The organism is Hydrogenophaga aquatica (assembly GCF_054780915.1).
Genome location: NZ_BAAGVK010000015.1, coordinates 128,512 through 151,400, shown reverse-complemented (window position 1 = coordinate 151,400; position 22,889 = coordinate 128,512). Strand labels below are relative to the sequence as shown.

Below are 22,889 nucleotides of genomic sequence, written 5' to 3'. Positions count from 1 at the left end.
CCTTCGTCTCTTTGGTCGCCGAGTACAGCTTGCCATCGGCCTTGACCACCGCCAGCACGTTCGTGCTCTGCCCCATCTTCAGCCGCGTCTGCACGTCCGCCTCGGTACCCGCCGCAATCACGAATCCCGCCGCCAGCGGCGTCGGGTTCTTCTCCACCAGCAGGTACATCTCCGTCGTGTTGGCCAGCTTGCTCACCGCGCCCACCGGCACCACCGCACCGTTTTCCGCAATGTCCGGCGACACGATCGTCACCTGGTCGCTCGCAGCAGCCGTGCCACCCAGCGCCTTGAGCGCCTCTTCCAGCGTCTTGGCATCAAATCCCGCGCGGCCCGCCGCGTGTGCCTGCTCGGCCGTCACAATGCCCAGCGACAGCAGCGTCGCCATCGCTCCCGTGCTCTTCAGTACGGTGCGGCGTTTCTGGTTCATTTTCAACTCCTTGGTCAACATCTGTTGGGTTCGTTCAAAAGGAACGAGTTCACTTGTCAGGGGCGCCTGCCAGGATCCATGCGGCCAGCAGCTTGGCGTCCTCGTCCTTCAGGGCAGCCTGGGCCGGCATGGGCACGGGGCCCCACTTGCCGGAGCCGCCCGCCTTGATGCTGGCACCCAGCGTGGCAGCGTCGGTGCCCTTGTACTTGGCAGCCACGTCCTTGTAGGAGGGGCCGACCAGTTTCTTGTCGGTGGCATGGCATGCCAGGCAGGCGCTCTTGGATGCCAGGGCCTTGGCGGCTGCGGCGTCCATGGCGTGCGCGCCACCGGCAGACAGCAGGGCAGCAGCGGCTGCCAGGGATACGATCGGGAATTTCATGGTTTCAGGTCTCCAGTGAAGTGAATGGCAGAGGGCCGGCCGGTTGGCTGCCCCCTTGTACGGATCTTCAGTTGGCGCCAGAGGCGATCCACTTGGCAATTGCGGTGGCGTCGCCATCGGACAGCTGCGGCTGGGGAGGCATGGGGATATCGCCATACACCCCCGAGCCGCCGTTCTTGATCTTGCCAGCCAGATAGTTTTCCAGATCGGCCTTGCCCTTGTGTTTCGCTGCAATTTCAGTGAAGCCGGGGCCGACGACCTTGTTCTTCATGCCGTGGCAGGCGGTGCACGAGTTGCTGTTGACCAGGGCCTTGGGATCCGAGGCTCCGCCAGCGGCGGCCTGGGCCACCACCACCGGCGCAATGGTGATGCGGCCGGTCAGGGGCGCGGAGGGGGCAGGTTTGGTGGTATCCACGCCACGCACCGGACCGATGACACGGTTCTGCTCCTGGATGTTGCCGTGCGCATCGCGGGCAAAGTCAGGCAGGCTCGAACGCACTTGAGGATCCACCGGGCAGTCTTTCATGCAGGCCACGTTCTTGACGTCGCCTTTGCCATCGACACGCCACATCGGCTCGTAGAAGACCATGCCGTTGCGGTTGGGCATGCGCTTCTGAACTTCGGCGATGTTCTGATCGCTCAGGACAAAATCACCGGGAACCACTTCGGCCAGGCTGAGGATGTAGGCCAGCACACCATAGACCTCGTCGGTCTTGAGGCTCTTGGGGGCGTTCCAGGGCATGGCGCGGTTGATGTAGTCCCACAGCGTCGAAACGGTGGCGACCTTCATCAGCGTGGTCTTCTGGGGGTAGGTGGAACCTGCCTCCAGGTTCTTCACGCGTCCGCGCTCGATATCGGCCTTGGTGGTTCCGCCCACGATGGGGGTGAACACCTCGTTGGACTCACCGAAAGTGCCGTGGCAAGAGGCACATTTCTCTTCCCATACCGTCTCTCCCAGGGAAACCGAGCCAGCGCCCTTGGGCAGGCCCTTGAAGTCGGGGCGGACGTCGATGTCCCACGCCTTGACTTCGGCTGGCGTGGCGTTGCGCCCGATGTCGTGCCAGGGCTTGGTCTGCGCATGCGCACTGGCGAGGCCGAAAACAGCGAACGAGGCGGTCAGCGCAACGGCCTGGAAGGTATTTTTCAACTTGCTTTTCATCAGTACACCTGCACGTTGGAGACTTCACCGTTTTCAGACACCAGCCAGCTCTGGATGGCGTTCTGGTGGTAGATGGACTTCGTGCCACGCACGGCACGCAACTGGTTGATCTTGGGCTGCACGTAGCCGGTGCTGTCGATGGCGCGGCTTTGCAGAACGGCGGGCTTGCCATCCCACACCCAGTCGATGTTGAAGCGGGTCAGGGCCTTGGGCAGCACGGGGCCTTCGAGGCGGGCGGTGCGCCAGTTGCGGCCACCGTCAACGCTGACGTCGACACGCTTGATCGGGCCACGGCCGGACCAGGCCAGACCACTGATGTTGTAGTAGCCGCGGTCGAGCAGCGTCTGGCTGCCAGAAGGCGTGGTGATGACGCTCTTGCACTCCTGGATACCGGTGTACTGGCGGTGGGTGCCGTCCGGCATGTGGTCGATGTAGTGCACAGCCTCGTCCTTGGCCGCGTACTTCATGTCGCCCACTTCGATCCGGCGCAGGTACTTCACCCAGCTCACGCCCTGGATACCCGGCACCACCAGACGCAGGGGGTAACCGTTTTCGGGGCGCAGCATCTCGCCATTCATGGCCCAGGCCACGATGACGTCGTCCATTGCGCGCTCGATGGGGATGGTGCGGGTCATGGAAGAACCGTCCGCACCCTCGGCCAGCACGTACTTGCCATTCTTCTTGTCGTAGCCGCACATTTCCAGCAGGGTGGACAGCAGCACGCCCGTGAACTCGGAACAGCTCACCATGCCGTGCGTGTACTGCACGGAAGGCAGTGCCACGTTGCCCCACTCGGGCGCGCTGTTGGCACCGCACTCGATGAAGTGGATGCGCGACACGCTGGGCAGGCGCATCAGGTCGTCCATGGTGAAGACGCGCTCGCGCTTGACCATGCCGTTGATCATGAGGCGGTGCTTGGAGGGGTCGATGTCCCACCAGCCCTGGTGGTGACGCTCGAAGTGCAAACCGCTGGGCGTGATGATGCCGAACAGGCCCTGCAGCGGGGTGAAGCTGACGGACGCCTGCGACACGCGGGTCAGGCCCGGGCTTTCACGGCGCTGCAGGTTGGCTTCCCATTTGCTCGGGATGCCATAGCCGCGCGCCGCCACCGGCTGCCCCAGCCCTGTGGTGTGCTCCGGCAGGTTGAGGATGACGTCCTCGCCCTCGGCGGCAACAGCACGGGTGGCTGCGGCGGTGGCAGTCATGGCGCCTGCGCCCATGGCCAGCGCCTTGCCCATGAAGCTGCGCCGGGCCTTGCGCGCCTGGTCGATGATCTCGGGGCCAAGGTGGTTTTCAGGCGCCGGGAGGACGCGCCCGATGACTTCGCTCAGGTCTTTAGACACTTGCTTTTTCCTTCTGATTGGCTGGGGAAATGGAAGTAGGCGCGGCGAACATCTCGTTGGCGGCCTGGTTCGCGCCGACCCGCGCCAACTCGTCCATGCGAGACACCACCTGCACCGTCACGCTGCGGCACAGTTCCACGAACATCTGGTCCGCCACGCGGTAAAAAATCTGCGTGCCCTCGCGGCGGCGCGACAGCAATCCAGCCTGGTACATCAGCCCGAGGTGGCGCGAGACGTTCGCCTGGGCCATGCCGGTGGCCTTGATGATGTCGTTGACACACTTTTCCTCCTGGCAGATCGCGTGCAGGATGCGCAACCGCGTGGGCTCCCCCAGCACGCCAAAGTAGCGAGCCACCGACTCGAACACCTGCTGCATGGTGTGCGGGTCGAGTGCGTGAGGGGCGGAACAGGAATTCATGCCGCAACTATATGATTGATTGCTAATATACGGATTAGTGTAAACCCGTAGGCTTGAACTTTTCTGACAGACGGCAAAAAAAGAGCGCCTCAGCGCTCTGTCAGGCGGCCCTGCTGCATGTGCAGGATGCGGTCGCACCGCTGGGCCAGGTCCTGGTCGTGGGTCACCAGCACAAAGGCGGTGCCCTGCTCACGGGCCAAGGTCAGCATCAGCTCGAACACGGTGTCGGCGGTGCTGCGGTCCAGGTTACCGGTGGGCTCGTCGGCCAGCACACAGGCGGGCTTCGTCACCAGGGCGCGGGCAATGGCCACACGCTGACGTTCGCCACCCGACAGCTCCGCCGGGCGGTGCAGCAGGCGCTGCCCCAAACCCACGCGCTCCAGGCAGGCGGCAGCCTCTCGCGCAGCCTCATCGCGCGGCAGGCGGCGTATCCACAAGGGCATGGCCACGTTGTCTTGCGCGCTGAACTCCGGCAGCAGGTGGTGGAACTGGTACACAAAACCCAGGTGGCGGTTGCGCATCACGCCCTGCTGCGCGGGCGCCAGGCGCTGCAGGGGTTCACCCTGCAGCAGCACTTCGCCTGCAGTGGGGGCGTCCAGCCCGCCCAGCAGGTGCAGCAGCGTGCTCTTGCCCGAACCCGAAGCACCCACGATGGCCACCGTTTCGCCCGCGTACACCTGCAGATCCACACCCTGCAACACCGTCACGTCAATGCGCCCTTCATGGAAGCGCTTGACCAGACCGGTGGCCGCCAGCACCGGGCGTTGGTTCACGTCATTCATAGCGCAGCGCCTCCGCCGGGTTCACGCGGCTGGCGCGCCAGCTCGGGTACAGCGTGGCCACGAACGCCAACACCAGGGAAATCAGGGCAATGGGTACGATGTCGCCACGCTGCGGGTCACTGGGCATGCGGCTGATGAGGTAGATGTCTTGCGGAAGGAAGCTGGCACCCAGCAGGCGCTCCAGCGCGGGCACGATGGTGTCTATGTTGAAGGCCACACCCAGGCCGAGCAACAGCCCCACCCCGGTACCGATGACGCCCACCATGGCGCCCTGTACCACGAACACTGCCATCACGCTGGCCGGGCTGGCCCCCAGGGTGCGCAGGATGGCAATGTCGGCCCGCTTGTCGGTCACTGTCATCACCAGCGTGGACACCAGATTGAACGCCGCCACCGCCACGATGAGCGTGAGGATGATGAACATCATGCGTTTTTCCAGCTGCACGGCGGCAAACCAGGTACGGTTCTGGCGCGTCCAGTCGCTGATGAGCAGGTCGCCGCTGAGCGTGCCTGCCAGTTGCAGAGCCACCTCGCGCGCGGCGTGCAGGTCGCGGATCTTCACACGCACGCCGGTCGGGCCTTCCAGGCGGAAGATGCGAGCCGCGTCCTCCTGATGCACGAAGGCCAGTGTGGAGTCGTATTCGTAGTGACCGGAATCGAAAACCCCCACCACGGTCATCTGGCGCAGGCGCGGCACCACGCCCGCTGGAGTGAGCTGCCCGCTGGGTGCGATGAGCGTGACCGCGTCGCCCTGCGACACGCCCAGGCTGCGCGCCAGCGCACCACCCAGCACCACGCCGTATTGCCCGGGCTGCAAACGCGGCAGCACAGTCTGCGCCAGGTCGGCCGCCAGGTTGGTGACCTGCGGCTCCAGCGCGGGGTCGATGCCCCGGATGAGCGCGCCCTTCATGTCCTCGCCCCGCGCCAGCAGGCCCTGGGCGGCAATGAACGGGGCGGCACCGACCACCTCGGGATTGGCTTTCACCTCGCGCAGCGTGAGCGCCGGGTCGGGCATGGCCTCACCGCCGGGGGCGAACACCTCGATGTGCGAAAGCACACCCAGCATGCGGTCGCGCACTTCCTTCTGGAAGCCGTTCATCACACTCAACACGATGATGAGCGCGGCCACACCCAGCGAAATGCCCAGCATGGACACACCACTGATGAAGGAAATGAAGCCGTTGCGCCGGGTGGCGCGGCCAGCGCGGGTGTAGCGCCAGCCCAGAAGGAATTCGTAGGGGATTTGCATCGGTAAGGGCTCGTCCAGCCGTGGATTGTGGCATCCCCGACAATCGAAGGATGTCCCCCCACCTGATCGTCCCCTTTGCCGCCGCCAGCGGCGACGCCTGCCAAGCCGCTCTGACCACCCTGGAACTGCCCCGCCTGCAACGGCTGTTGCAACGCTGGCACCCGGCTGGCAACGACCGGGGCGACAACTACAGCCTGAGCACGCCGCACGAACGCGCCCTGGCGCGCACCCTGGGCTGGCCAGAACTGCCCGACGGCACTCTGCCTTGGGCCGCCTGGGAAGCGCGCACCAGCGGCGTGGCCAGCGCCTGGTTCACGCCCTGCCACTGGAGCGTGGGCATGGAACAAGTGACCCTGCTGCCCCCCGGCGAACTGGACCTGCGAGAGGACGAATCCCGCGCGCTGCTGGAAGCGCTGCGCCCTTTCTGCGCGGAAGACGGTATCACCCTGACGTATGAAGCCCCTGACCGCTGGCTGGCCACGGGCGACTGGTTTGAGCAGCAGCCCTGCGCCAGCCTGGACCGCGTGGCCCACCGCCGCGTGGACGCCTGGCTGCCCCGGGACGGCCGCGTGCTGCGCCTGCAGAACGAGGCGCAGATGCTTTTCTACACCCACCCCGTGAACGACGCGCGCATAGCGCGCGGTGTGCCGGCCGTGAACGGCTTCTGGCTGAGCGGCACCGGCACCTGGCAGACGGACTGGCCTGCCACCGAACCAGCCCCCGTGGTACCGCAAGGCCTGCGCCACGCCGCTCTGCGCGGCGACTGGGCCGCATGGCAACAGGCCTGGGCCGCGCTGGACGCAACCGAAATCCACCAATGGCTGGAGCGCGCCGAACGCGGCGAGGCGCTGCAGCTGACCCTGTGTGGCGAACACAGCAGCCGCACCTGGCAAAGCACGGCCCCTGGCGATGCGCCCCGCCCTGGCTGGACACAGCGCCTGCTGGGCAAGCTGCGCCCTGCCGCCGCACCGCGCGTACAAGACGCCCTGAAGGACCTATGAAACTGATCCCCCGTGACGCCCCGCCGCGTGCCGTCTGGGCGCTGGAGCAGGCGGGCATCCACCCGCTGCTGGCCCGACTGTACGCCGCGCGTGGCGTGCACCACCCCGACGAGCTGGACGACGCGCTAACGCGCCTGCTGCCCCCCGCGCAGATGAAAGGCACCACCGACGCCGCGCGCCTGCTGGCCGACGCCATGGCGGCGGGCCTGCGCATCTGCATCGTGGCGGACTACGACTGCGACGGTGCTACCGCCTGCGCCGTGGGCCTGCGCGGCCTGCGCATGCTGGGCCAGCCACTGGGGTATGACCGCATCGACTACCTTGTGCCCGACCGCGTAGCAGACGGCTACGGTCTCACGCCCTCCATCGCCGATCGCGTCAAGGCACGCGGGGCGGACGTGCTCGTCACCGTGGACAACGGCATCGCCAGCGTGGACGGCGTGGCGCATGCCCGCGCGCTGGGCCTGCAGGTGCTGGTGACCGACCACCACCTGCCCGCCGTCATCAACGGGCAAGTGCAACTGCCGCAGGACTGCGTGATCGTCAACCCCAACCAGCCCGGCTGCCCCTTCGAAAGCAAGGCCATGGCGGGCGTGGGCGTGATGTTCTACGTGTTGCTGGCTCTGCGTGCCGAACTGCGCTCGCGTGGGGCATTCGATGCGTCCACACAACCGCGCATCGACGCCCTGCTGCCCCTGGTGGCCCTGGGCACCGTGGCCGACGTGGTGCGCCTGGACGCGCACAACCGCCGCCTGGTGGCGCAGGGCCTGCGGCGCATCCGCGCGGGCGCCATGCCACCAGGCATGGCAGCACTGTTCCAGGTAGCCGCACGCCGCCCCGAGGCAGCCACCAGCTTCGACCTGGGCTTCGCGCTGGGCCCGCGCCTCAATGCCGCCGGGCGGCTGAGCGACATGACCCTGGGCATCGAATGCCTGTGCACCGACGACGCCAGCCGCGCTCAGGAACTGGCCCAGACGCTGGACGGCATCAACCGCGAACGCAAGACGCTGGAAGGCGACATGCGCGAGCAGGCCTTGCAGCTGGCCGAACAGCTGTGGGACGAAGCCGACACCCCGCCATCGGCCCTGTGCCTGTTCGACCCCGACTTCCATGAAGGCGTGGTCGGCATCGTCGCCGCGCGCCTGAAAGACAAGCTGCACCGCCCCACCTTTGTGTTTGCGGCCAGCCAGGCCGAAGGCAAGGGCCACGAACTCAAGGGGTCTGGCCGCTCCATCCCGGGGTTTCACTTGCGCGACGCGCTGGACCTCATCGCCAAGCGCCACCCCGGCGTGCTGCTGCGCTTCGGCGGGCACGCCGCAGCGGCGGGCTGCACCATTGCCGAGGAACATCTGGACACCTTTGAGCAGGCCCTGCAGCAGGTGGCCGCCGAATGGCTGGACGAAGCCACCCTGCAACGCCGCCTGGAAACCGACGGGCGGCTGGACCCGCAGTACCGCCGCGTGGACCTGGTGGACACGCTGCAGCGCCAGGTGTGGGGCCAGGGTTTCGCGCCCCCTGTGTTCTGCGAGGAGGTGGACGTCATCTCGCAACGGCTGGTGGGGCAGAAGCACCTGTCGCTGCGGCTGCGCCACGCGGGGGAGCTGGTGGACGGCATCTGGTTCGGCCATGTGGACCCCCTGCCCGCCCGCGTGAAGCTGGCCTTCCGGCTGGACGCCGACGAGTGGCAAGGCCAGCGCCGCGTGCGCTTTCTGGTGGAGGGCGCGGAGCTTTGAGCACCGCGAGCCCACCGGTCACGCAGGCCGCCCGGGTCTGGCGGGCGATGGCTGTGCCCGAAGGTGTTGCACTGGTTTACGCCGACGACGCGCTGCTGGTGTATGACAAGCCTGCCGGGTTGCTTTCCGTGCCCGGCCGTGGCCCCGAGAATGCCGACTGCCTGAGCGCCCGCGCCCAGGCCCTGTGGCCTGACGCGCTGGTGGTGCACCGGCTGGACATGGGCACCTCGGGCCTGCTGGTGATGGCACGCGGGCTGAAGGCGCAACGCACGCTCAGCCACGCCTTCGCGCAGCGGCAGGTGCACAAACACTACGTGGCGGTGGTGGCGGGCACACCCCTGCCTGCGCAGCCCAGCGCCGACGGTTGGAGCGAAATCGACCTGCCCCTGATCGTGGACTGGCCCAACCGCCCCAAGAGCAAGGTGGACTATGAACTGGGCAAGCCCAGCCGCACACGCTGGCGCCTCCACGCCGAGCCGGCCAACGCCCAAATTGAAGCCACGCGGCTGGAGCTGGAACCCGTCACCGGCCGTTCGCACCAGCTGCGCGTGCACCTGCAGGCCATAGGCCACCCCATCCTGGGGGATGAACTTTACGCAGACGACACCGCGCTGGCCGCCGCGCCGCGGCTGCTGCTGCATGCCTGTTTTCTGGACCTGCCCCACCCCGTCAGCGGTGAACGCATGCAGTTCACCTGCCCTGCGCCTTTCTGAGGCGATTTGCCCGAGGTCAGCCCAGCAGTTCCTGTATTTGCGGCACGGCCTGTTCGGCAGCACGCCGCCCTTCGGTGATGGCCGCCGCACCCCGGTGGTAATCCATCGCGGCAATGTCCGACAAACGCGGGCGGATCACCACGTCCGCAGGTTCGCCCGCCAGGCGGCTTTGTGTGATGCGCACCTGCATGATGTTGAGACTCGTGGACAGCACGTCCAGCATGGAAGGTGCGTCGGCCTGCTCGGCGCGGTCATTGCCCAGCCAGTTGCGCCACTGGAAGCGCCCCAGAATCGCATCCACCACGCCCTTGCCTTCCTTGGGTGCAGCGGGTGGCTTCATGCGGCCAGACACGCGGTTGCGCCGCCCCAGCAATTGCCAGTTCAGGTCCACCGCGATGACGAAATCTGCCCCCATGGCCCGGCACAGGGAAACGGGCACCGGGTTCACCAAACCGCCGTCCACCAGCAACTGGCCATCACGCTGCGCGGGGGTGAACAAACCCGGCAAGGCCACCGATGCGCGTACCGCGTCGATCACCGGGCCTTCACGCAGCCATATCTCTCGGCCGGTGGACAGTTCGGTCGCCACACAGCCATAAGGTTTGGCCAGGGACTCGATGCCCGCGTCTTTGAAATGCGTTTTGAAGAAGTCGACGAGCTTGCCGCCTTCCACCAGGCCACCGCCCATCTTGAAGTCCAGCAGACCGATCACCTGCTGCCAGGTGAGGGTCTTGACCCAGGGCTCCAGCCGGTCCAGTTCACCGGCAGCGTAGGCGGCCCCCACCAGCGAACCGATGGAGGTTCCGCACACGATGTCGGGAGGCATACCCGCCGCCTCCAGCGCGCGGATCACCCCGATGTGCGCCCAGCCGCGCGCCGAGCCGCTGCCCAGCGCCAGGCCTATGCGGGGACGTTGCGGCTGGCTCGCCACGGGGTGCCCAGTGTGCGCCTCAGATCAGCGGCACACCCGTCTTGCTCTGGATGAACTCGCGCGTCACGCCGTCGGCCAGCTCCACGAGCTTGAGCCCTTCGGGCGTCACGTCCATCACGCCCAGGTCGGTGATGATGCGGTCCACAACGCCCTTGCCGGTCAGCGGCAGGGTGCACTCGGGCAGGATCTTCAGGTCCTCGGTGCCGTCCTTCTTCTTGGCCACGTGCTCCATCAGCACGATCACGCGCTTGACGCCAGCCACCAGGTCCATCGCGCCGCCCATGCCCTTGACCATCTTGCCCGGGATCATCCAGTTGGCCAGGTCACCCTTGTGCGTGACCTGCATGGCACCCAGGATGGACAGGTTGATCTTGCCGCCACGGATCATGGCGAAGGACTGGTCGGAGCCGAAGATGGACGAGCCCTTGATGGTCGTCACCGTCTGCTTGCCCGCGTTGATCAGGTCGGCGTCCACCTCGTCCTCATAGGGGAAGGGGCCGATGCCCAGCATGCCGTTCTCGCTCTGCAGCCACACCTCGATGTGGTCGGGCACATGGTTGGCCACGAGCGTGGGAATGCCGATGCCGAGGTTCACGTAGAAGCCGTCTTCCAGCTCTTTCGCCGCGCGCGCGGCCATCTGGTCTTGGGTCCAGGGCATGTCTGTTCTCCTGATCAAACTTTGCGGTCGCGGGTGGTGCGCTTCTCGATGCGCTTCTCGGGGGTGGGGTTGTGCACGATGCGGTGCACGTAGATGCCGGGCAGGTGCACGTCGTCCGGTGCGATCTCGCCCGTGGCCACGATGCGCTCGACTTCCACGATGCAGATCTTGCCCGCCGTGGCGGCTGCCGGGTTGAAGTTGCGCGCCGTCAGGTTGAAGCGCAGGTTGCCCGAGCGGTCGGCCACGTCGGCCTTGATCAGCGCCACGTCGGGGAACAGGGCGTGCTCCATCACGTAGGTTTCGCCGTTGAACTCGCGCAGTTCCTTGCCTTCGGCCACCAGCGTGCCCACGCCGGTCTTGGTGAAGAAGGCGGGAATGCCCGCGCCGCCAGCACGCAGCTTCTCGGCCAGCGTGCCCTGGGGCGTGAATTCCAGCTCCAGCTCGCCCGCCAGATACTGGCGCTCGAACTCCTTGTTCTCGCCCACGTAGCTGGAGATCATCTTCTTGATCTGGCGCGTCTCCAGCAGCTTGCCCAGGCCGAAGCCATCGACACCCGCGTTATTGGAGATGGCGGTCAGGTTCTTCACGCCGCTGTCGCGCAGCGCGTCGATCAGCGCCTCGGGGATGCCGCACAGGCCAAAGCCGCCCACGGCGATGAGTTGCCCGTCGGCCACCACGCCCTTGAGGGCTTCGGCCGCGCTGGGGTACACCTTGTTCATGCTTGCACGCTCCTGTCTGAAGGTGGAAAGGTAAAACCATACGATACTACGTAACGGCATACGTAGTTTTGCCTAAAGGCCAACCCCTAGCCCACCCCTGCGCCACATGGACACCGACTACCGCCTGGCCTTCGACCTGGCCCCCGTGGGGCTGGTGCTGTCGCGCCACCGCACCATGGTGGACTGCAACCAGGCTGTCTGCGACATGTTCGGCGCCAGCCGCGACCAGCTGGTCGGTCAGTCCTTCCAGATCCTCTACCCCAGCGCCGACGAGTACGAACGCATTGGCGAACGCATCGCGCCCATCCTCAACGCCAAGGGCCACTACTCCGACGAACGCGTGATGAAGCGCGTGGACGGCCGCTTCAAGGGCGAACTGTTCTGGTGCCACGTGACCGGCCGCGCGCTGGACCGCAAAGACCCGCACGCCGCCGGCATCTGGAGCTTCGAGGACCTCAGCTCGCGCCGCCCCGTCAAGGCCGAACTCACCGCCCGCGAACGCGAGGTGGCCGCCCTGGTGACCAAGGGCCTCACGGCCAAGGAAATCGGCAAGGCGCTGGGCATCAGCCCGCGCACGGTGGAAATCTACCGCGCCCGGCTGATGCGCAAGTACCAGGCCAGCAGCGCGGCCGACCTCATACAACGCCTCATCGCTGGTTGACCCCGCCAGCAGCATCTTCAAGGAGACCGGACATGCCCCCCACCCTGGAAGACCTGCTGGCACGCATCAAGGACCTGGAAAACCAGGTGGACGACGAATACGCCCGCCTGCGTGCGGCCTTCGAGGAACGCCGCAACGCGCTGGCAGGGCGCTTTCTGGAACTGCAGCGCCGCCAGAAGGTGGGGCTGTGGCACTACCTGCGCGGGGCGCGGCTGGCGGTGGTACTCACCGCCCCCATCATCTACAGCGGCTGGGCAGCCTTCCTGCTGCTGGATCTGTTCGTCAGCGTGTACCAGGCGGTGTGCTTCCCCATCTACGGCATACCCAAGGTGCGCCGGGCCGACTATCTGGTGTTCGACCGCACTGACCTGCTCTACCTGAACATCATCGAGAAGTTCAACTGCTTCTACTGTTCGTATGGCAACGGCGTGGTGGCCTTTGCCCGCGAAGTGGCGGCCCGCACCGAGCAGTACTGGTGCCCCATCAAGCACGCGCGGCGGCTGCATGGCGCGCACGAACGCTATCCGCACTTCTTTGAGCATGGCGACGCCGAGGCCTTCCGGCAGGGACTGGAGCGGCTGAGAAAGCAGTACGAACCGCCAGCGCATCCTTCCGTTGATCAGGACTGACAGGCCGCCACAGACGGGTTTCAGCCCTTCGGGCCGTCCACCACCTCGGCCGCCGTGCGGAACGCCTCCACCGCCGTGGGCAGGCCGCAATAGATGCTGGCGTGCAACAGCACTTCCTGAATCTCCTGCGGTGTGGCGCCGTTGTTCAGCGCGCCGCGCACATGCCCCTTGAGCTCATGCTGCTTGCCCATGGCCGTCAGCAAGGCTACGGTGACCAGGCTGCGGGTCTTCAAATCCAGCCCCGGACGCTGCCACACGTCGCCCCACGCATTGCGGGTGATGTACTGCTGCAGCGGCGCGGTGAACTCGGTGAGCCCGCTGAAGGCGCGCTCCACGAAATCCTCGCCCATCACCTGCTTGCGCATGGCCAGGCCTTTGTCGAAATCCTTGTCTCCGGTGATGCTCATGGTGGGTTCTCCTGCGGGAAGTTGACTGTGCGCGAGCATACCCGGCTTGTCCACGCAGCCTGTGGTCGAAGCTGTGGACAAACCCATGGACAATCACGCAAGGCCGCGCCAGCATTGGTTTTCTGGGGCGTGCTCAAAATTCAAGCAACCCAGCCTTTTAGCCCTTGAGACGCATCGCCCACCTGGACATGGACGCCTTCTACGCGTCCGTCGAGCTGCTGCGCTACCCGCAGCTGCGTGGCCTGCCCGTGCTCATCGGCGGGCGCCGCCGGCCACAGGACGAACACCTGTTGAACCCGGGTGAGGGCCGCACCCTGGCCGAGCTGCCGCTCGACGCCTTCGCCCGTGTGAAGGACTACGTGGGGCGCGGCGTCATCACCACCGCCACCTACGCGGCGAGGGCGTTCGGCGTGGGTTCCGCCATGGGTCTGATGAAGGCCGCGCGCCTGTGCCCGGACGCCATCCTGCTGCCGGTGGACTTCGACGAGTACCGGCGCTACTCCCGCATGTTCAAGAAAGTGATCACCGAACTCGCGCCGGTGATGGAGGACCGGGGCGTGGACGAGGTCTACATTGACTTCACCGACGTGCCCGGCGGCCAGCGCGAGGGCGGCCGGGTGCTGGCCAGGCTCATACAGAAAAGCATCTTCGACGCCACTGGGCTGACGTGTTCCATCGGCGTGGCACCGAACAAGCTGCTGGCCAAGATGGCCAGCGAGTTCAACAAGCCCAATGGCATCTCCATCGTCTTTGAAAGCGACCTGGAAAGCCTGATCTGGCCCCTGCCCTGCCGCAAGATCAACGGCATAGGCCCGCAGACGGACCGCAAGCTCACAGAGCAAGGCATCCACACCATTGGCGAGCTGGCACAACAACCCTTGCCCATGCTGGTGGAACTGTTCGGCAACAGCCATGGCCGCTGGTTGCATGAAGCTGCCTGGGGCCGCGACGAACGCCCCGTGCAAACCCACAGCGAACCGGTAAGCATGAGTCGCGAGACCACTTTCGAACGCGACATGCACGCCCGGCGTGACCGGCAGGCACTGGGCGCTGTGTTCACCCGGCTGTGTGAGCAGGTGGCGGCCGACCTGCAGCGCAAGGGCTACGTGGCGCGGGCCGTGGCCGTCAAGCTCCGGTACGACAACTTCAAGATCGTCACGCGCCACCAGCAACTGGACCATGCCGTGAATGATGCAGCCACGCTGCGGCACGGCGCTGGTCTCGCACTCAAGCGGGCACCACTGGACCGGCCGCTGCGCCTGCTGGGTGTTCGGGCCGATGGACTGTCCCGCCCAGGGGACAACGACACACCGTCCAACCAGTCAGGCGTGTCGCAGCAGGGACAACTTTTCTGAGCCTCAAAACACCCGAACCTGACACTTTGGTCAAACCCTTGTCTACAAGTCTTGACGTTTGCCTTGAAGTCATCAAACTGCTAATCCCCAAGGCAAAAAGCGAAATGGTTATTGCATAAAATCCCCTCCAAATCCACAGGCATTTGTCACGCGGACAGTCGTATGGGACCATTGCGCACCGCCTCGCCTGTCAGAAACACAACCATCAACGCCCGGCCATGAGCGCCGCTGCACAGGAGACGCCATGAAATTGAACCTGCCCGTGACCCAGCAGGAATATGACTACCCCGGGGCCGAGATGCTGGTGTCCACCACCGACACCAAGGGCTACATCACCCACTGCAATCAGGCCTTCATCAAGGTCAGCGGCTACTCGCACGACGAGCTCCTGGGGCAGAACCACAACCTCATCCGCCACCCCGACATGCCGCCCGAGGGTTTCAAGGACCTGTGGGCCACCATCGGCCGGGGTCTGCCCTGGACCGGTCTGGTGAAGAACCGCCGCAAGAACGGCGACCACTACTGGGTCGTGGCCAACGTCACGCCCATCATGGAGAACGGCAAGCCGGTGGGTTACCTGTCGGTGCGCACCAAGCCCACGCGCGAGCAGATTCAGGCAGCCGATGCCCTGTACGCGCAGATCGGCCGCGAGCGCGAAAGCGGACGCCACACCCTCACCCTGCACCGGGGCCAGGTACGCCTGCTGGGCTGGCGCGGCTGGCTGCAGTCGCTGCGGCACCTGTCGTCCACCCAGCAGATGGGGCTGGGCATGCTGATCATCGTCGTGCTGGGCATGCTGCCCTTGATGGCGCCTGCGGTATGGAGGACAGGCACGGCCGGCACCGCCCTGCATCTGGTGAGCTTGCTGGTGGGTGCCAGCGGTGTGATGGCATGGTTCCACTCGCGCTTTGCCAAGGCCATCGACGAAGCGGACCGCTTCGCACGAGACCTGGCGAGCTGCAACCTCAAGACCCAGCTGGACAACCACTACCCCGACCCCATGGGCTCGCTCATCCGCAAGCTGCAGCAGGTGCAGCTGAACCTGCGTGCCGTGATCGGCGACGTGCGCAGTGAGATCCACGGCTTCAGCCGCTCGGCCAAGGAGATTGCCGACGGCAGCATGGACCTGTCGGCACGCACCGAATCGCAGGCCAGCAGCCTGGAGGAAACGGCGGCGTCCATGGAGGAGCTTTCGAGCACCGTGAAACAGACGGCCGACACCGCCAGCCGCGTCGCGCAGCAGACGCAGCACAGCGGCGAGGTGGCGACGCAAGGCCAGCAAGCCATCCGCGCGGTGGGCGCGTCCATGCAGGCCATCGAGTCGTCGTCGCACAAGGTCAGCGAAATCATCTCGGTCATCGAAAGCATTGCCTTCCAGACCAACATCCTGGCGCTGAACGCGGCAGTGGAAGCCGCACGCGCCGGTGAGCAGGGCCGCGGCTTCGCCGTGGTGGCGTCAGAGGTGCGTGCGCTGGCCCAGCGCAGCGCCAACGCCGCGAAGGAGATCCGCGACCTCATCAGCGATTCGGTGCAGCAGGTGAGCCAGGGTGCACGCCAGATGCAGGAAGCCGCCACCACCATCGACGGTGTGGTGAACGAGGTGGAAAAGGTGACCGAACTGGTGCTGCAGATCAATGCCGCCACGCACGAGCAGTCCCAGGGCATCGCGCAGGTGAACGAAGCGGTCACCCAGCTCGACAGCGTCACCCAGCAGAACGCCGCATTGGTGGAGCAATCCACCGCCGCAGCAGCCAACCTCAACCAGAGCACCCGCAGCGTGGAAGAGGCCGTCGGGGTGTTCCGCCTTTAAAAAACAGGCTTACTGCCGCGCCGTGCGCACGCTCGGCGGCGGCGTCTGCGGGTGGCTGGTGCGCCAGGGGTTGATGTCCAGCCCGCCACGGCGGGTGTAGCGCGCATACACGCTCAGCTTGGTGGGGCGGCAACGCGTCCACACGTCCATGAAGATGCGCTCCACGCACTGCTCGTGGAATTCGTTGTGGTTGCGAAAACTCACGATGTAGCGCAGCAGGCCTGCCTGGTCGATGGGTGCGCCGCTGTAGGCGATGCGCACGCTGCCCCAATCGGGCTGGCCGGTGACCAGGCAATTGCTCTTGAGCAAGTCACTCACCAGCACCTCGTCAGCCACCGCCTGGCTGTGGTCGGCCTGCAGCCATTGTGGCGCGGGCTCGTAGTCGGTGCACTCCACGTCCAGCCGGTCCAGGCTCAGGCCATCGAGCTCGTGCATCTTTTCCTGGCCGAACAGGTCTGGCGTCAGCACGCGCACGCCCACCGTACCCTGGCGCTCGGCGCCACGCCACACGGCCTCGCTCAGGTCGGCGCGCAACCTATCCTGCACGGCCTGCGCGTCTGCAAACACGGTGTTGTTGAAGCTGTTCAGGTAGAGCTTGAAGGACTTGCTCTCCACGATGTTGGGTGTTTCACAAGGCACGGTCACGTGGGCCAGGGCCACCTGGGGCTTGCCACGCGGGTTGAGCCAGCTCAGTTCGTAGGCGGTCCAGAAGTCCGCACCCGTGAACGGCACCGAGCCATGAAGGCCGATCTCCGCACGCTTGGGCGCACGCGGCAGGGGGAAAAGCAGCGCCGGGTCGTACCGGTCCTTGTAGGCCGACACCTTGCCCAACTCGGAATGCTCGGGCTGGTGCTGGCTGGGGTGCTGTGCAGGGTGCATGGTTATCTCAAACAAATTCGCGTTCGCGCAGCCACTTGGTGGCCACCCATTTTTCGCCTTCCAGCACCGGCGCGCCACCGTGCAGGGTGCGCGTGGCGGGGTGCGGCCGGTCGTAGGCGAAGTACACCGCGTTGCCACGTTGAGGCGCCACCTCCAGTCCCACGTCCGGGAAGGTGGTGCCCCCGCCGCGCACGGGGTCGTTGAGGTACATCACCAGCGTGGCCACGCGCTGGCCGCCGCGGCGCACGATGTTGGCCGTGCCCGGCTCGCCAGGGTCGAAATAGTCGTAATGGGGCTTGTACTCGGCGCCCGGGCGGTACTGCAGCACCTGCAGACCCTCGCCGTTTTCCACCGGCCAGTTGAGCAGCCGCGCGATGCGCGCCTCCACGCGGGCCACCACCTCGCTCTCCCCACGGCGGAAGAACATGCCGTTGCTGGTGCGGTCGGCGTTGAGTTCTTCGCCACCGGTGGACGTTTGCACGGTGAGCGAACGCTGCATGCGCGGCCGGGCAGCGTCGATGAGCGCATCGCACTCCTCGTCAGACAGGAACTGCCCGAACACCGCCATCCGGGGGCTTTGCATCTGCGCCAGCACCTGCACCACGCGGTCGCCCAGGTCGAGCAGACGCGGCGAGCCGCGCAGATCGGGTTGTGGCAGCGCTGGCAAAAACGCCTGGGCCTGCGCCACCGAAGCCCCAGGCACGGCGGGCAGCGGCTGCGCCGGCGACCGCTGCTGCAGGTGCTCACTGAGCGTGGATTCCATGGCCCGCATCGCCACGTCCTCGCGCCAGCCCGCGTCGCGCATGGCCTTGAGCACGGCTTCCGGCGGGAAGCCGGCCGTGGCCTGTTCCACGATCCAGCGCTTGAGTTCGGGGGTCACGGCCTGGTTCATGCTTCAGGCCTTCGCGTCCCGGCGGAACACCAGCCGGTCGGTTTCAGAAGCCGCTGGCACAAACTGGTAGCCCTCCAGATCAAAGCCCTTGAGCCCTTCCACCGTGCCGATGCGCTTGCTCACGGCGTAACGCACCATCAGCCCGCGCGCGCGTTTGGCCATGAAGCTGATGACCTTGTACTTGCCGGCCTTGAGTTCCTCGAACACGCAGGTCACCACGCGGGGCTTCAGCGCCTTCTTGTCGACCGACTTGAAATACTCCTCACTCGCCAGGTTGACGATCACGGGCGTCTTGTCGGCGGCGGCGCGCTGGTTCAAATAGTCGGCGATCTGGGTGCCCCAGAACTGGTACAGGTTCTTGCCCCGGGGGGTTTCCAGGCGCGTACCCATTTCCAGGCGGTAGGGCTTCATCAGGTCAAGCGGCCGCAGCACGCCGTACAGGCCGCTCAATATGCACACGTGCTCCTGCACCCAGGCCAGGTCTTCTTCGCCCAGCGTGCGGGCATCCAGCCCCTCGTACACATCGCCGTTGAAGGCCAGCACGGCCTGCTTGGCGTTCGCCGTGGTGAAGGTAGGCTGCCACGCCTGGTAGCGCGCCACGTTCAGGCCCGCAAGCTGGTCGCTCAGGTCCATCAGCGTGGCAATGTCCTGCGGCGACTTCTTGCGCAGCACCTCGATCAGCTCGCTGGCCTGCGGCACGAACTGCGGTTGCGTGTGGTTGGAAACGTGGGCGGGCGTCTCGTAGTCGAGCGCCTTGGCTGGAGACAATAGGAACAACATGCTCAACATCCTCTATCTGGACAATTATCTTGCAAGCGTGGACAAGCCCGCCGGGCTGCTGGTTCACCGCACCGGCCTGGACGCGGGCGAAACCCGCTTTGCCCTGCAGATGCTGCGCGACCAGTTGGAACGCCAGGTGTGGCCCGTGCACCGGCTGGACAAAGGCACCAGCGGCGTGCTGCTGTTCGCCCTGCAGGCCGAGGTGGCCCGCACGCTGGGCCAGGCCTTTGAGCAAGGCCACGCGCTGAGCAAGACCTACCACGCCGTGGTGCGCGGCTGGCCAGCCGAGCAAGGCGAGATTGACCACCCGCTGCGCCGCATGAACGACGACGCCCGCGACGGACGCGAAGAAGTGCAGGCTGCCCGGACCTTGTACCGGCGGCTGGCGAGGTACGAACTGCCGCTGGCCCAGGGCAACTTTTCAGCCACGCGGGCAGCGCTGGTAGAGTTGCAGCCATTGACTGGCCGCCGCCACCAGCTGCGCAGGCACATGAAGCACATTGCCCACCCCATTCTGGGCGACGCCACGCATGGCAAGGGGCCGCTCAATCGCGCCGTGGCCAGCCACCTGGACCTGCAACGGCTGTGGCTGCACGCTGCCCAGGTTGTGCTGCCTCACCCCGTGACTGGACAGCCATTGACCATCGAGTCGCCACCCGGCCCGGAATGGGCGCTGTGGGAACCCTGGCGCGTGGACTGAAGGTTATTTCAGATCACCCGCCAGGCTGGCCAGCGTCTCGGGCGTGATCTGCACATGCGCCGGGTAGTTGGTGTGGTCGCACCCCAGCTTCACGGCGGCGCCAGCCTTGACCGCCGCGCGCATCGCTGGGTTCAACTCAAAGCGCAGGAAGTGCACGGCCGACGTCTTGTCCTCGGTTTCGCGGTCCAGGTCCTCGTCGGCGATGGCGTAGACACGCGCATGCCCCTCCACCTCCACGAACATGCGGTCCTCGATGCCGATCAGCCGCGCCAGCTCGCGCTTACGCTCGTTGACGTCGGGGTACTCCAGCAACATCGTGGCCTTCCAGTTGCCGCCATCTGGCACCAGCGGGGCGTAGGCGTCGATCTCGTCCTGGATGCCCTCTTCCTCGAAGATTTTCTCGATGCGCAGCATCTCCTGGATCTGGTAGCGCATGCTCAGCTCGCTTTCGAACTGCACGCTCACGTGCTCACCCAGGTACACCGTGCGCAGCTTGCGGTGGGCAATCACCTCGGGCTTGTGGGTCTTGCGCCACTTGCTGTAGGCCTCCAGCGTCATCAGGCTGTCGGGGGTGATCTTTCCGGTCAGTTCCATAAGAGCGTTCCCTTTCACTTCAATCCGTAGGCGGTTCGCACCAGTGTCAGGGGGTGCGCCAGCGTTGGCGTGCCCAGCTGATTGACCTCGAACCCCTGCGCAATGTGGTGGCCGCCCAGCGGGCAGTCTGAACTGATGTAGTCGGGCTTGGCGCCGTCCTTCATCTGTGACATGGCCTTGAACACCGGCTTGCCGATTTTCATGGCCATGGGATGGTAGGCCTTCTTCACCCCGAAGGTACCCGCGTGGCCCGAGCAGCGTTCGATGGTGTTGACCGTGGTGCCTGGCACCATCTTCAGCATCTCCTCGGTCTTCTTGCCGATGTTCTGCACGCGGCCATGGCAGGGAATCTGGTAGCTCACGTTGCCGAGTGGTTGCGGGAACTCGGTCTTGAGCAGTCCGTCGCGCTTGCGCGCCATCAGGTACTCGAAAGGGTCCCACATCGCATCCTTCACCAGCTGGGTGTCGGCGTCATCAGGGAACATCAGAGGCAGTTCCTGCTTGAACATCAGCGTGCAGCTGGGCACTGTGCTCAGGATGGCAAAACCGTCCTTGGCGTACTTGGCCAGCACGGGAATGTTGGCCTCCTTGGCGGCCTGTACGGAATCCAGGTCGCCCAGCTCCAGCTTGGGCATGCCGCAGCAGCGTTCCTTCTCCACCAGAACGTAAGGAATGCCGTTGTGCGCCAATATCTTCAGCAGATCGTGGCCGATGCCGGGCTCGTTGTAGTTGACGAAGCAGGTCGAGAAGATGGCGACTTTGCCAGGGGTGCGCTCACCGTCCTTCACCTCGGTGGACTGGGACTCGGCCGCACCCCAGCGGAAGCGGCGGGCGGCCAGTTCCGGCAGCCAGGCGTCGCGGTGCACACCCATGGCCTTTTCCATGAGGCCGCGCGCCACCTTTGTCTTGTTCACCGCGTTGGCCACCTGCACCACGATGGGAATGCCCGCGAAAGAGCCATGCACGTCGGTGGAGGCCAGGAATTTCTCAGCCGCCTTCACCTCGCCTTTCTTGAACTTGATGGCCTTGGCTCGCAACATGGTGTGGGGAAAGTCCAGGTTCCACTCGTGCGGCGGCGTGTACGGGCACTTGGTCATGTAACACAGGTCGCACATGTAGCACTGGTCCACCACCTTCCAGTAGTCCTTCTTGTCCACGCCGTCCACCTCCATGGTGGAGCTTTCGTCCACCAGGTCGAACAGCGTGGGGAAGGCGCCGCACAGGCTCACGCAACGGCGGCAGCCGTGGCAGATGTCGAAGATGCGCTCAAGTTCCGTCAGGCACTTTTCCTCGTCGTGGAAATCCGGGTTCTTCCAGTCCAGGGCGTGCCGGGTGGGGGCCTCCAGGTTGCCTTCTCGCGCCATGTTGTTCTCCTCTGTCTGTGGGTCGTCTGGCCTTGCGCCTCTTTTGAACGCTGGGCGAAGGGTGCTGCCCGCGAAACCGCGCAGGCAACACCCGACGCTCAACCCTCAAGGGGTCGAGACAACCATCAGAAGATGCGGTTCAGTCCGTCAGTTCAGCCAGAGCCTTGGCGTAACGGTTGGCGTGCGAGCGCTCGGCCTTGGCCAGCGTCTCGAACCAGTCGGCGATCTCGTCAAAGCCCTCGCCACGGGCGGTCTTGGCCATGCCCGGGTACATGTCGGTGTACTCGTGGGTTTCACCGGCAATGGCGGACTCCAGGTTCTGGCGCGTGGAGCCAATGGGCAGACCCGTGGCCGGGTCGCCAGACGCTTCCAGGAACTCCAGGTGCCCGTGGGCGTGGCCGGTTTCCCCTTCGGCAGTGGAGCGGAACAGGGCCGCCACGTCGTTCTGGCCCTCCACGTCGGCCTTGTTTGCGAAGTAGAGGTAACGGCGGTTGGCCTGGGACTCGCCCGCAAAGGCGTCCTTCAGGCACTGTTCGGTCTTGGAACCTTTCAGTTGAGGCATGCTGGTCTCCTGTTTGAAGTCAGAGGAAATGCCGCCGGTCACGCAGACCTGCCTGGCCCATCACCGGCCGACAGGTCAACCTTATCCCCATCGGCGCGCGATGTCTAATAGGCCGCGCCTATGTTGTGGATTGAAGGGGGCTATGCCCAGCCGAGGGGCCGACACGGCGGGCCCGTCACTCGGCTCGCAACCGCAGCTTGACCATCACGTCCCTGGCAGCCAGCTCTACCTGCCTGGCTTCCTCGTCGGGCAGACGCTCCCCTCGCAACAGGCTGAACGCCACCAATGCGTCCACATGGCGGCCCGCATGGTATTGCGCCAGCCCGGCGCGTGCGGCCAGAGAAGGATCCGCCGGATACCGGCGTTGCAGTTCCAGGTACAAGTCCACCGCCTTGTCATGTTCCCCGGCACGCAAGGCGTTCGACGCCTCCAACCTCAGTAGCGCACCGCTCATGGCGTTTGCGGCATCCCCATAGTGATAAGCACAAAGGGCCAGCACCACTGCAACCAATAACAGTGCAGCGGCACAGGAATGCAGGCGCCGCCCACGTCCAGTGCGTTTGGCGAGCCCCCGCCAGACATCAACAACGCCAGTTCCCATGACACCCCCGGAACAGATCACCTTGCAAGCACGGCCTGCAGGCAAGGCCGTTGGAATACAGGTGCAAAGCGACCGGCGGGCCTGGAAACTTAAGAAATGGAAAACCGCAGGGTCAGCGGGCGGGCAAGTGCCGTCGGCGCGCG

The 22,889-nt window shown here is 65.6% G+C and carries 26 protein-coding genes; 8 read left to right on the top strand and 18 right to left on the bottom strand.

Going from position 1 to position 22,889, the window contains the following annotated elements; translation table 11 throughout:
• The 7 genes from soxY to ACYVHH_RS13295 form a co-directional block, all read right to left on the bottom strand.
• Window positions 1-427 (bottom strand): thiosulfate oxidation carrier protein SoxY (gene soxY, locus ACYVHH_RS13325; protein ID WP_460565660.1); only part of this gene is annotated, 427 nt, incomplete at its 3' end.
• Window positions 428-476: 49 nt separating this feature from the next.
• On the bottom strand, window positions 477-806 hold the full coding sequence (locus tag ACYVHH_RS13320) for a c-type cytochrome (protein WP_460565659.1): 330 nt from the start codon (window positions 804-806) through the stop codon (window positions 477-479).
• A 67-nt stretch (window positions 807-873) separates the two neighbouring features.
• Complete coding sequence (locus ACYVHH_RS13315) at window positions 874-1,965, bottom strand: c-type cytochrome (RefSeq protein ID WP_460565658.1); 1,092 nt, start codon at window positions 1,963-1,965, stop codon at window positions 874-876.
• Window positions 1,965-3,308, bottom strand: coding sequence for a sulfite dehydrogenase (gene soxC / locus ACYVHH_RS13310; RefSeq protein WP_460565657.1), 1,344 nt, complete (start codon window positions 3,306-3,308; stop codon window positions 1,965-1,967). Before soxC ends, ACYVHH_RS13315 begins: the two co-directional genes overlap by 1 nt.
• Complete coding sequence (locus ACYVHH_RS13305; protein WP_460565656.1) at window positions 3,301-3,726, bottom strand: ArsR/SmtB family transcription factor; 426 nt, start codon at window positions 3,724-3,726, stop codon at window positions 3,301-3,303. Before ACYVHH_RS13305 ends, soxC begins: the two co-directional genes overlap by 8 nt.
• Window positions 3,727-3,815: 89 nt before the next feature.
• Entirely contained in the window at window positions 3,816-4,508 is a 693-nt protein-coding gene (gene lolD, locus ACYVHH_RS13300) for a lipoprotein-releasing ABC transporter ATP-binding protein LolD (RefSeq protein WP_460565655.1), read from the bottom strand.
• Window positions 4,501-5,757 (bottom strand): lipoprotein-releasing ABC transporter permease subunit, encoded by a 1,257-nt coding sequence (locus ACYVHH_RS13295; protein WP_460565654.1) that lies wholly within the window; start codon window positions 5,755-5,757, stop codon window positions 4,501-4,503. The genes lolD and ACYVHH_RS13295 overlap by 8 nt, the downstream gene beginning before the upstream one ends.
• A gap of 50 nt (window positions 5,758-5,807) precedes the next feature.
• Here ACYVHH_RS13295 and ACYVHH_RS13290 point away from each other — a divergent pair, with 50 nt between their 5' ends.
• Genes ACYVHH_RS13290 through ACYVHH_RS13280 form a run of 3 tightly spaced genes read left to right on the top strand, consistent with a single transcriptional unit; the run spans window position 5,808 to window position 9,204 of the window.
• The gene (locus ACYVHH_RS13290) at window positions 5,808-6,758 is read left to right on the top strand and encodes a phosphoglycerate mutase (RefSeq protein ID WP_460565653.1); all 951 of its coding nucleotides are present in this window, start codon (window positions 5,808-5,810) and stop codon (window positions 6,756-6,758) included.
• Window positions 6,755-8,491: a single-stranded-DNA-specific exonuclease RecJ gene (recJ, locus tag ACYVHH_RS13285; RefSeq protein ID WP_460565652.1), complete on the top strand. Its 1,737-nt coding sequence runs from the start codon at window positions 6,755-6,757 to the stop codon at window positions 8,489-8,491. The genes ACYVHH_RS13290 and recJ overlap by 4 nt, the downstream gene beginning before the upstream one ends.
• 47 nt (window positions 8,492-8,538) lie before the next feature.
• Window positions 8,539-9,204, top strand: a complete 666-nt coding sequence (locus ACYVHH_RS13280; RefSeq protein WP_460565668.1) for an RluA family pseudouridine synthase — start codon at window positions 8,539-8,541, stop codon at window positions 9,202-9,204.
• Between the two features lie 16 nt (window positions 9,205-9,220).
• Here ACYVHH_RS13280 and ACYVHH_RS13275 read toward each other — a convergent pair whose 3' ends face one another.
• Genes ACYVHH_RS13275 through ACYVHH_RS13265 form a run of 3 tightly spaced genes read right to left on the bottom strand, consistent with a single transcriptional unit; the run spans window position 9,221 to window position 11,512 of the window.
• Window positions 9,221-10,135 (bottom strand): patatin-like phospholipase family protein, encoded by a 915-nt coding sequence (locus ACYVHH_RS13275; RefSeq protein ID WP_460565651.1) that lies wholly within the window; start codon window positions 10,133-10,135, stop codon window positions 9,221-9,223.
• A 19-nt stretch (window positions 10,136-10,154) separates the two neighbouring features.
• Window positions 10,155-10,793 (bottom strand): CoA transferase subunit B, encoded by a 639-nt coding sequence (locus ACYVHH_RS13270; RefSeq protein WP_460565650.1) that lies wholly within the window; start codon window positions 10,791-10,793, stop codon window positions 10,155-10,157.
• Window positions 10,794-10,807: 14 nt separating this feature from the next.
• Window positions 10,808-11,512 (bottom strand): CoA transferase subunit A, encoded by a 705-nt coding sequence (locus tag ACYVHH_RS13265; protein ID WP_460565649.1) that lies wholly within the window; start codon window positions 11,510-11,512, stop codon window positions 10,808-10,810.
• A 106-nt stretch (window positions 11,513-11,618) separates the two neighbouring features.
• Here ACYVHH_RS13265 and ACYVHH_RS13260 point away from each other — a divergent pair, with 106 nt between their 5' ends.
• Together ACYVHH_RS13260 and ACYVHH_RS13255 are read left to right on the top strand one after the other, a co-directional pair.
• The gene (locus ACYVHH_RS13260) at window positions 11,619-12,173 is read left to right on the top strand and encodes a LuxR C-terminal-related transcriptional regulator (protein ID WP_460565648.1); all 555 of its coding nucleotides are present in this window, start codon (window positions 11,619-11,621) and stop codon (window positions 12,171-12,173) included.
• A 32-nt stretch (window positions 12,174-12,205) separates the two neighbouring features.
• Window positions 12,206-12,802 (top strand): hypothetical protein, encoded by a 597-nt coding sequence (locus ACYVHH_RS13255; protein WP_460565647.1) that lies wholly within the window; start codon window positions 12,206-12,208, stop codon window positions 12,800-12,802.
• A 20-nt stretch (window positions 12,803-12,822) separates the two neighbouring features.
• Here the strand turns inward: ACYVHH_RS13255 and ACYVHH_RS13250 are convergent, their stop codons facing one another.
• Complete coding sequence (locus ACYVHH_RS13250) at window positions 12,823-13,209, bottom strand: carboxymuconolactone decarboxylase family protein (RefSeq protein ID WP_460565646.1); 387 nt, start codon at window positions 13,207-13,209, stop codon at window positions 12,823-12,825.
• 188 nt (window positions 13,210-13,397) lie between these two features.
• On the opposite strand from ACYVHH_RS13250, the gene ACYVHH_RS13245 reads away from it, so the two are divergent.
• Together ACYVHH_RS13245 and ACYVHH_RS13240 are read left to right on the top strand one after the other, a co-directional pair.
• On the top strand, window positions 13,398-14,564 hold the full coding sequence (locus ACYVHH_RS13245) for a Y-family DNA polymerase (protein ID WP_460565667.1): 1,167 nt from the start codon (window positions 13,398-13,400) through the stop codon (window positions 14,562-14,564).
• A gap of 244 nt (window positions 14,565-14,808) precedes the next feature.
• Complete coding sequence (locus ACYVHH_RS13240; protein ID WP_460565645.1) at window positions 14,809-16,374, top strand: methyl-accepting chemotaxis protein; 1,566 nt, start codon at window positions 14,809-14,811, stop codon at window positions 16,372-16,374.
• 9 nt (window positions 16,375-16,383) lie between these two features.
• Here the strand turns inward: ACYVHH_RS13240 and queF are convergent, their stop codons facing one another.
• From queF to yaaA, 3 genes are read right to left on the bottom strand one after another with little or no spacing between them, the layout of a single operon-like run.
• Window positions 16,384-17,253: an NADPH-dependent 7-cyano-7-deazaguanine reductase QueF gene (queF, locus tag ACYVHH_RS13235; protein ID WP_460565644.1), complete on the bottom strand. Its 870-nt coding sequence runs from the start codon at window positions 17,251-17,253 to the stop codon at window positions 16,384-16,386.
• A 7-nt stretch (window positions 17,254-17,260) separates the two neighbouring features.
• Window positions 17,261-18,145 carry a 2OG-Fe(II) oxygenase gene (locus ACYVHH_RS13230; RefSeq protein WP_460565643.1) on the bottom strand — a complete coding sequence of 295 codons (885 nt, stop codon included), beginning with the start codon at window positions 18,143-18,145 and terminating at the stop codon, window positions 17,261-17,263.
• A gap of 3 nt (window positions 18,146-18,148) precedes the next feature.
• Window positions 18,149-18,925 carry a peroxide stress protein YaaA gene (gene yaaA / locus ACYVHH_RS13225; protein ID WP_460565642.1) on the bottom strand — a complete coding sequence of 259 codons (777 nt, stop codon included), beginning with the start codon at window positions 18,923-18,925 and terminating at the stop codon, window positions 18,149-18,151.
• Between yaaA and ACYVHH_RS13220 the strand changes: the two genes are divergently transcribed.
• Window positions 18,924-19,625: a pseudouridine synthase gene (locus ACYVHH_RS13220; RefSeq protein ID WP_460565641.1), complete on the top strand. Its 702-nt coding sequence runs from the start codon at window positions 18,924-18,926 to the stop codon at window positions 19,623-19,625. The genes yaaA and ACYVHH_RS13220 overlap by 2 nt on opposite strands.
• A gap of 3 nt (window positions 19,626-19,628) precedes the next feature.
• Here the strand turns inward: ACYVHH_RS13220 and ACYVHH_RS13215 are convergent, their stop codons facing one another.
• The 4 genes from ACYVHH_RS13215 to ACYVHH_RS13200 form a co-directional block, all read right to left on the bottom strand.
• Entirely contained in the window at window positions 19,629-20,219 is a 591-nt protein-coding gene (locus tag ACYVHH_RS13215; protein ID WP_460565640.1) for a DUF3501 family protein, read from the bottom strand.
• Between the two features lie 14 nt (window positions 20,220-20,233).
• Window positions 20,234-21,583, bottom strand: coding sequence for a (Fe-S)-binding protein (locus ACYVHH_RS13210; RefSeq protein ID WP_460565639.1), 1,350 nt, complete (start codon window positions 21,581-21,583; stop codon window positions 20,234-20,236).
• A gap of 139 nt (window positions 21,584-21,722) precedes the next feature.
• Entirely contained in the window at window positions 21,723-22,145 is a 423-nt protein-coding gene (locus ACYVHH_RS13205) for a rubrerythrin family protein (RefSeq protein WP_460565638.1), read from the bottom strand.
• Window positions 22,146-22,320: 175 nt separating this feature from the next.
• Entirely contained in the window at window positions 22,321-22,599 is a 279-nt protein-coding gene (locus tag ACYVHH_RS13200; RefSeq protein ID WP_460565637.1) for a hypothetical protein, read from the bottom strand.
• Window positions 22,600-22,889: the final 290 nt, after the last annotated feature.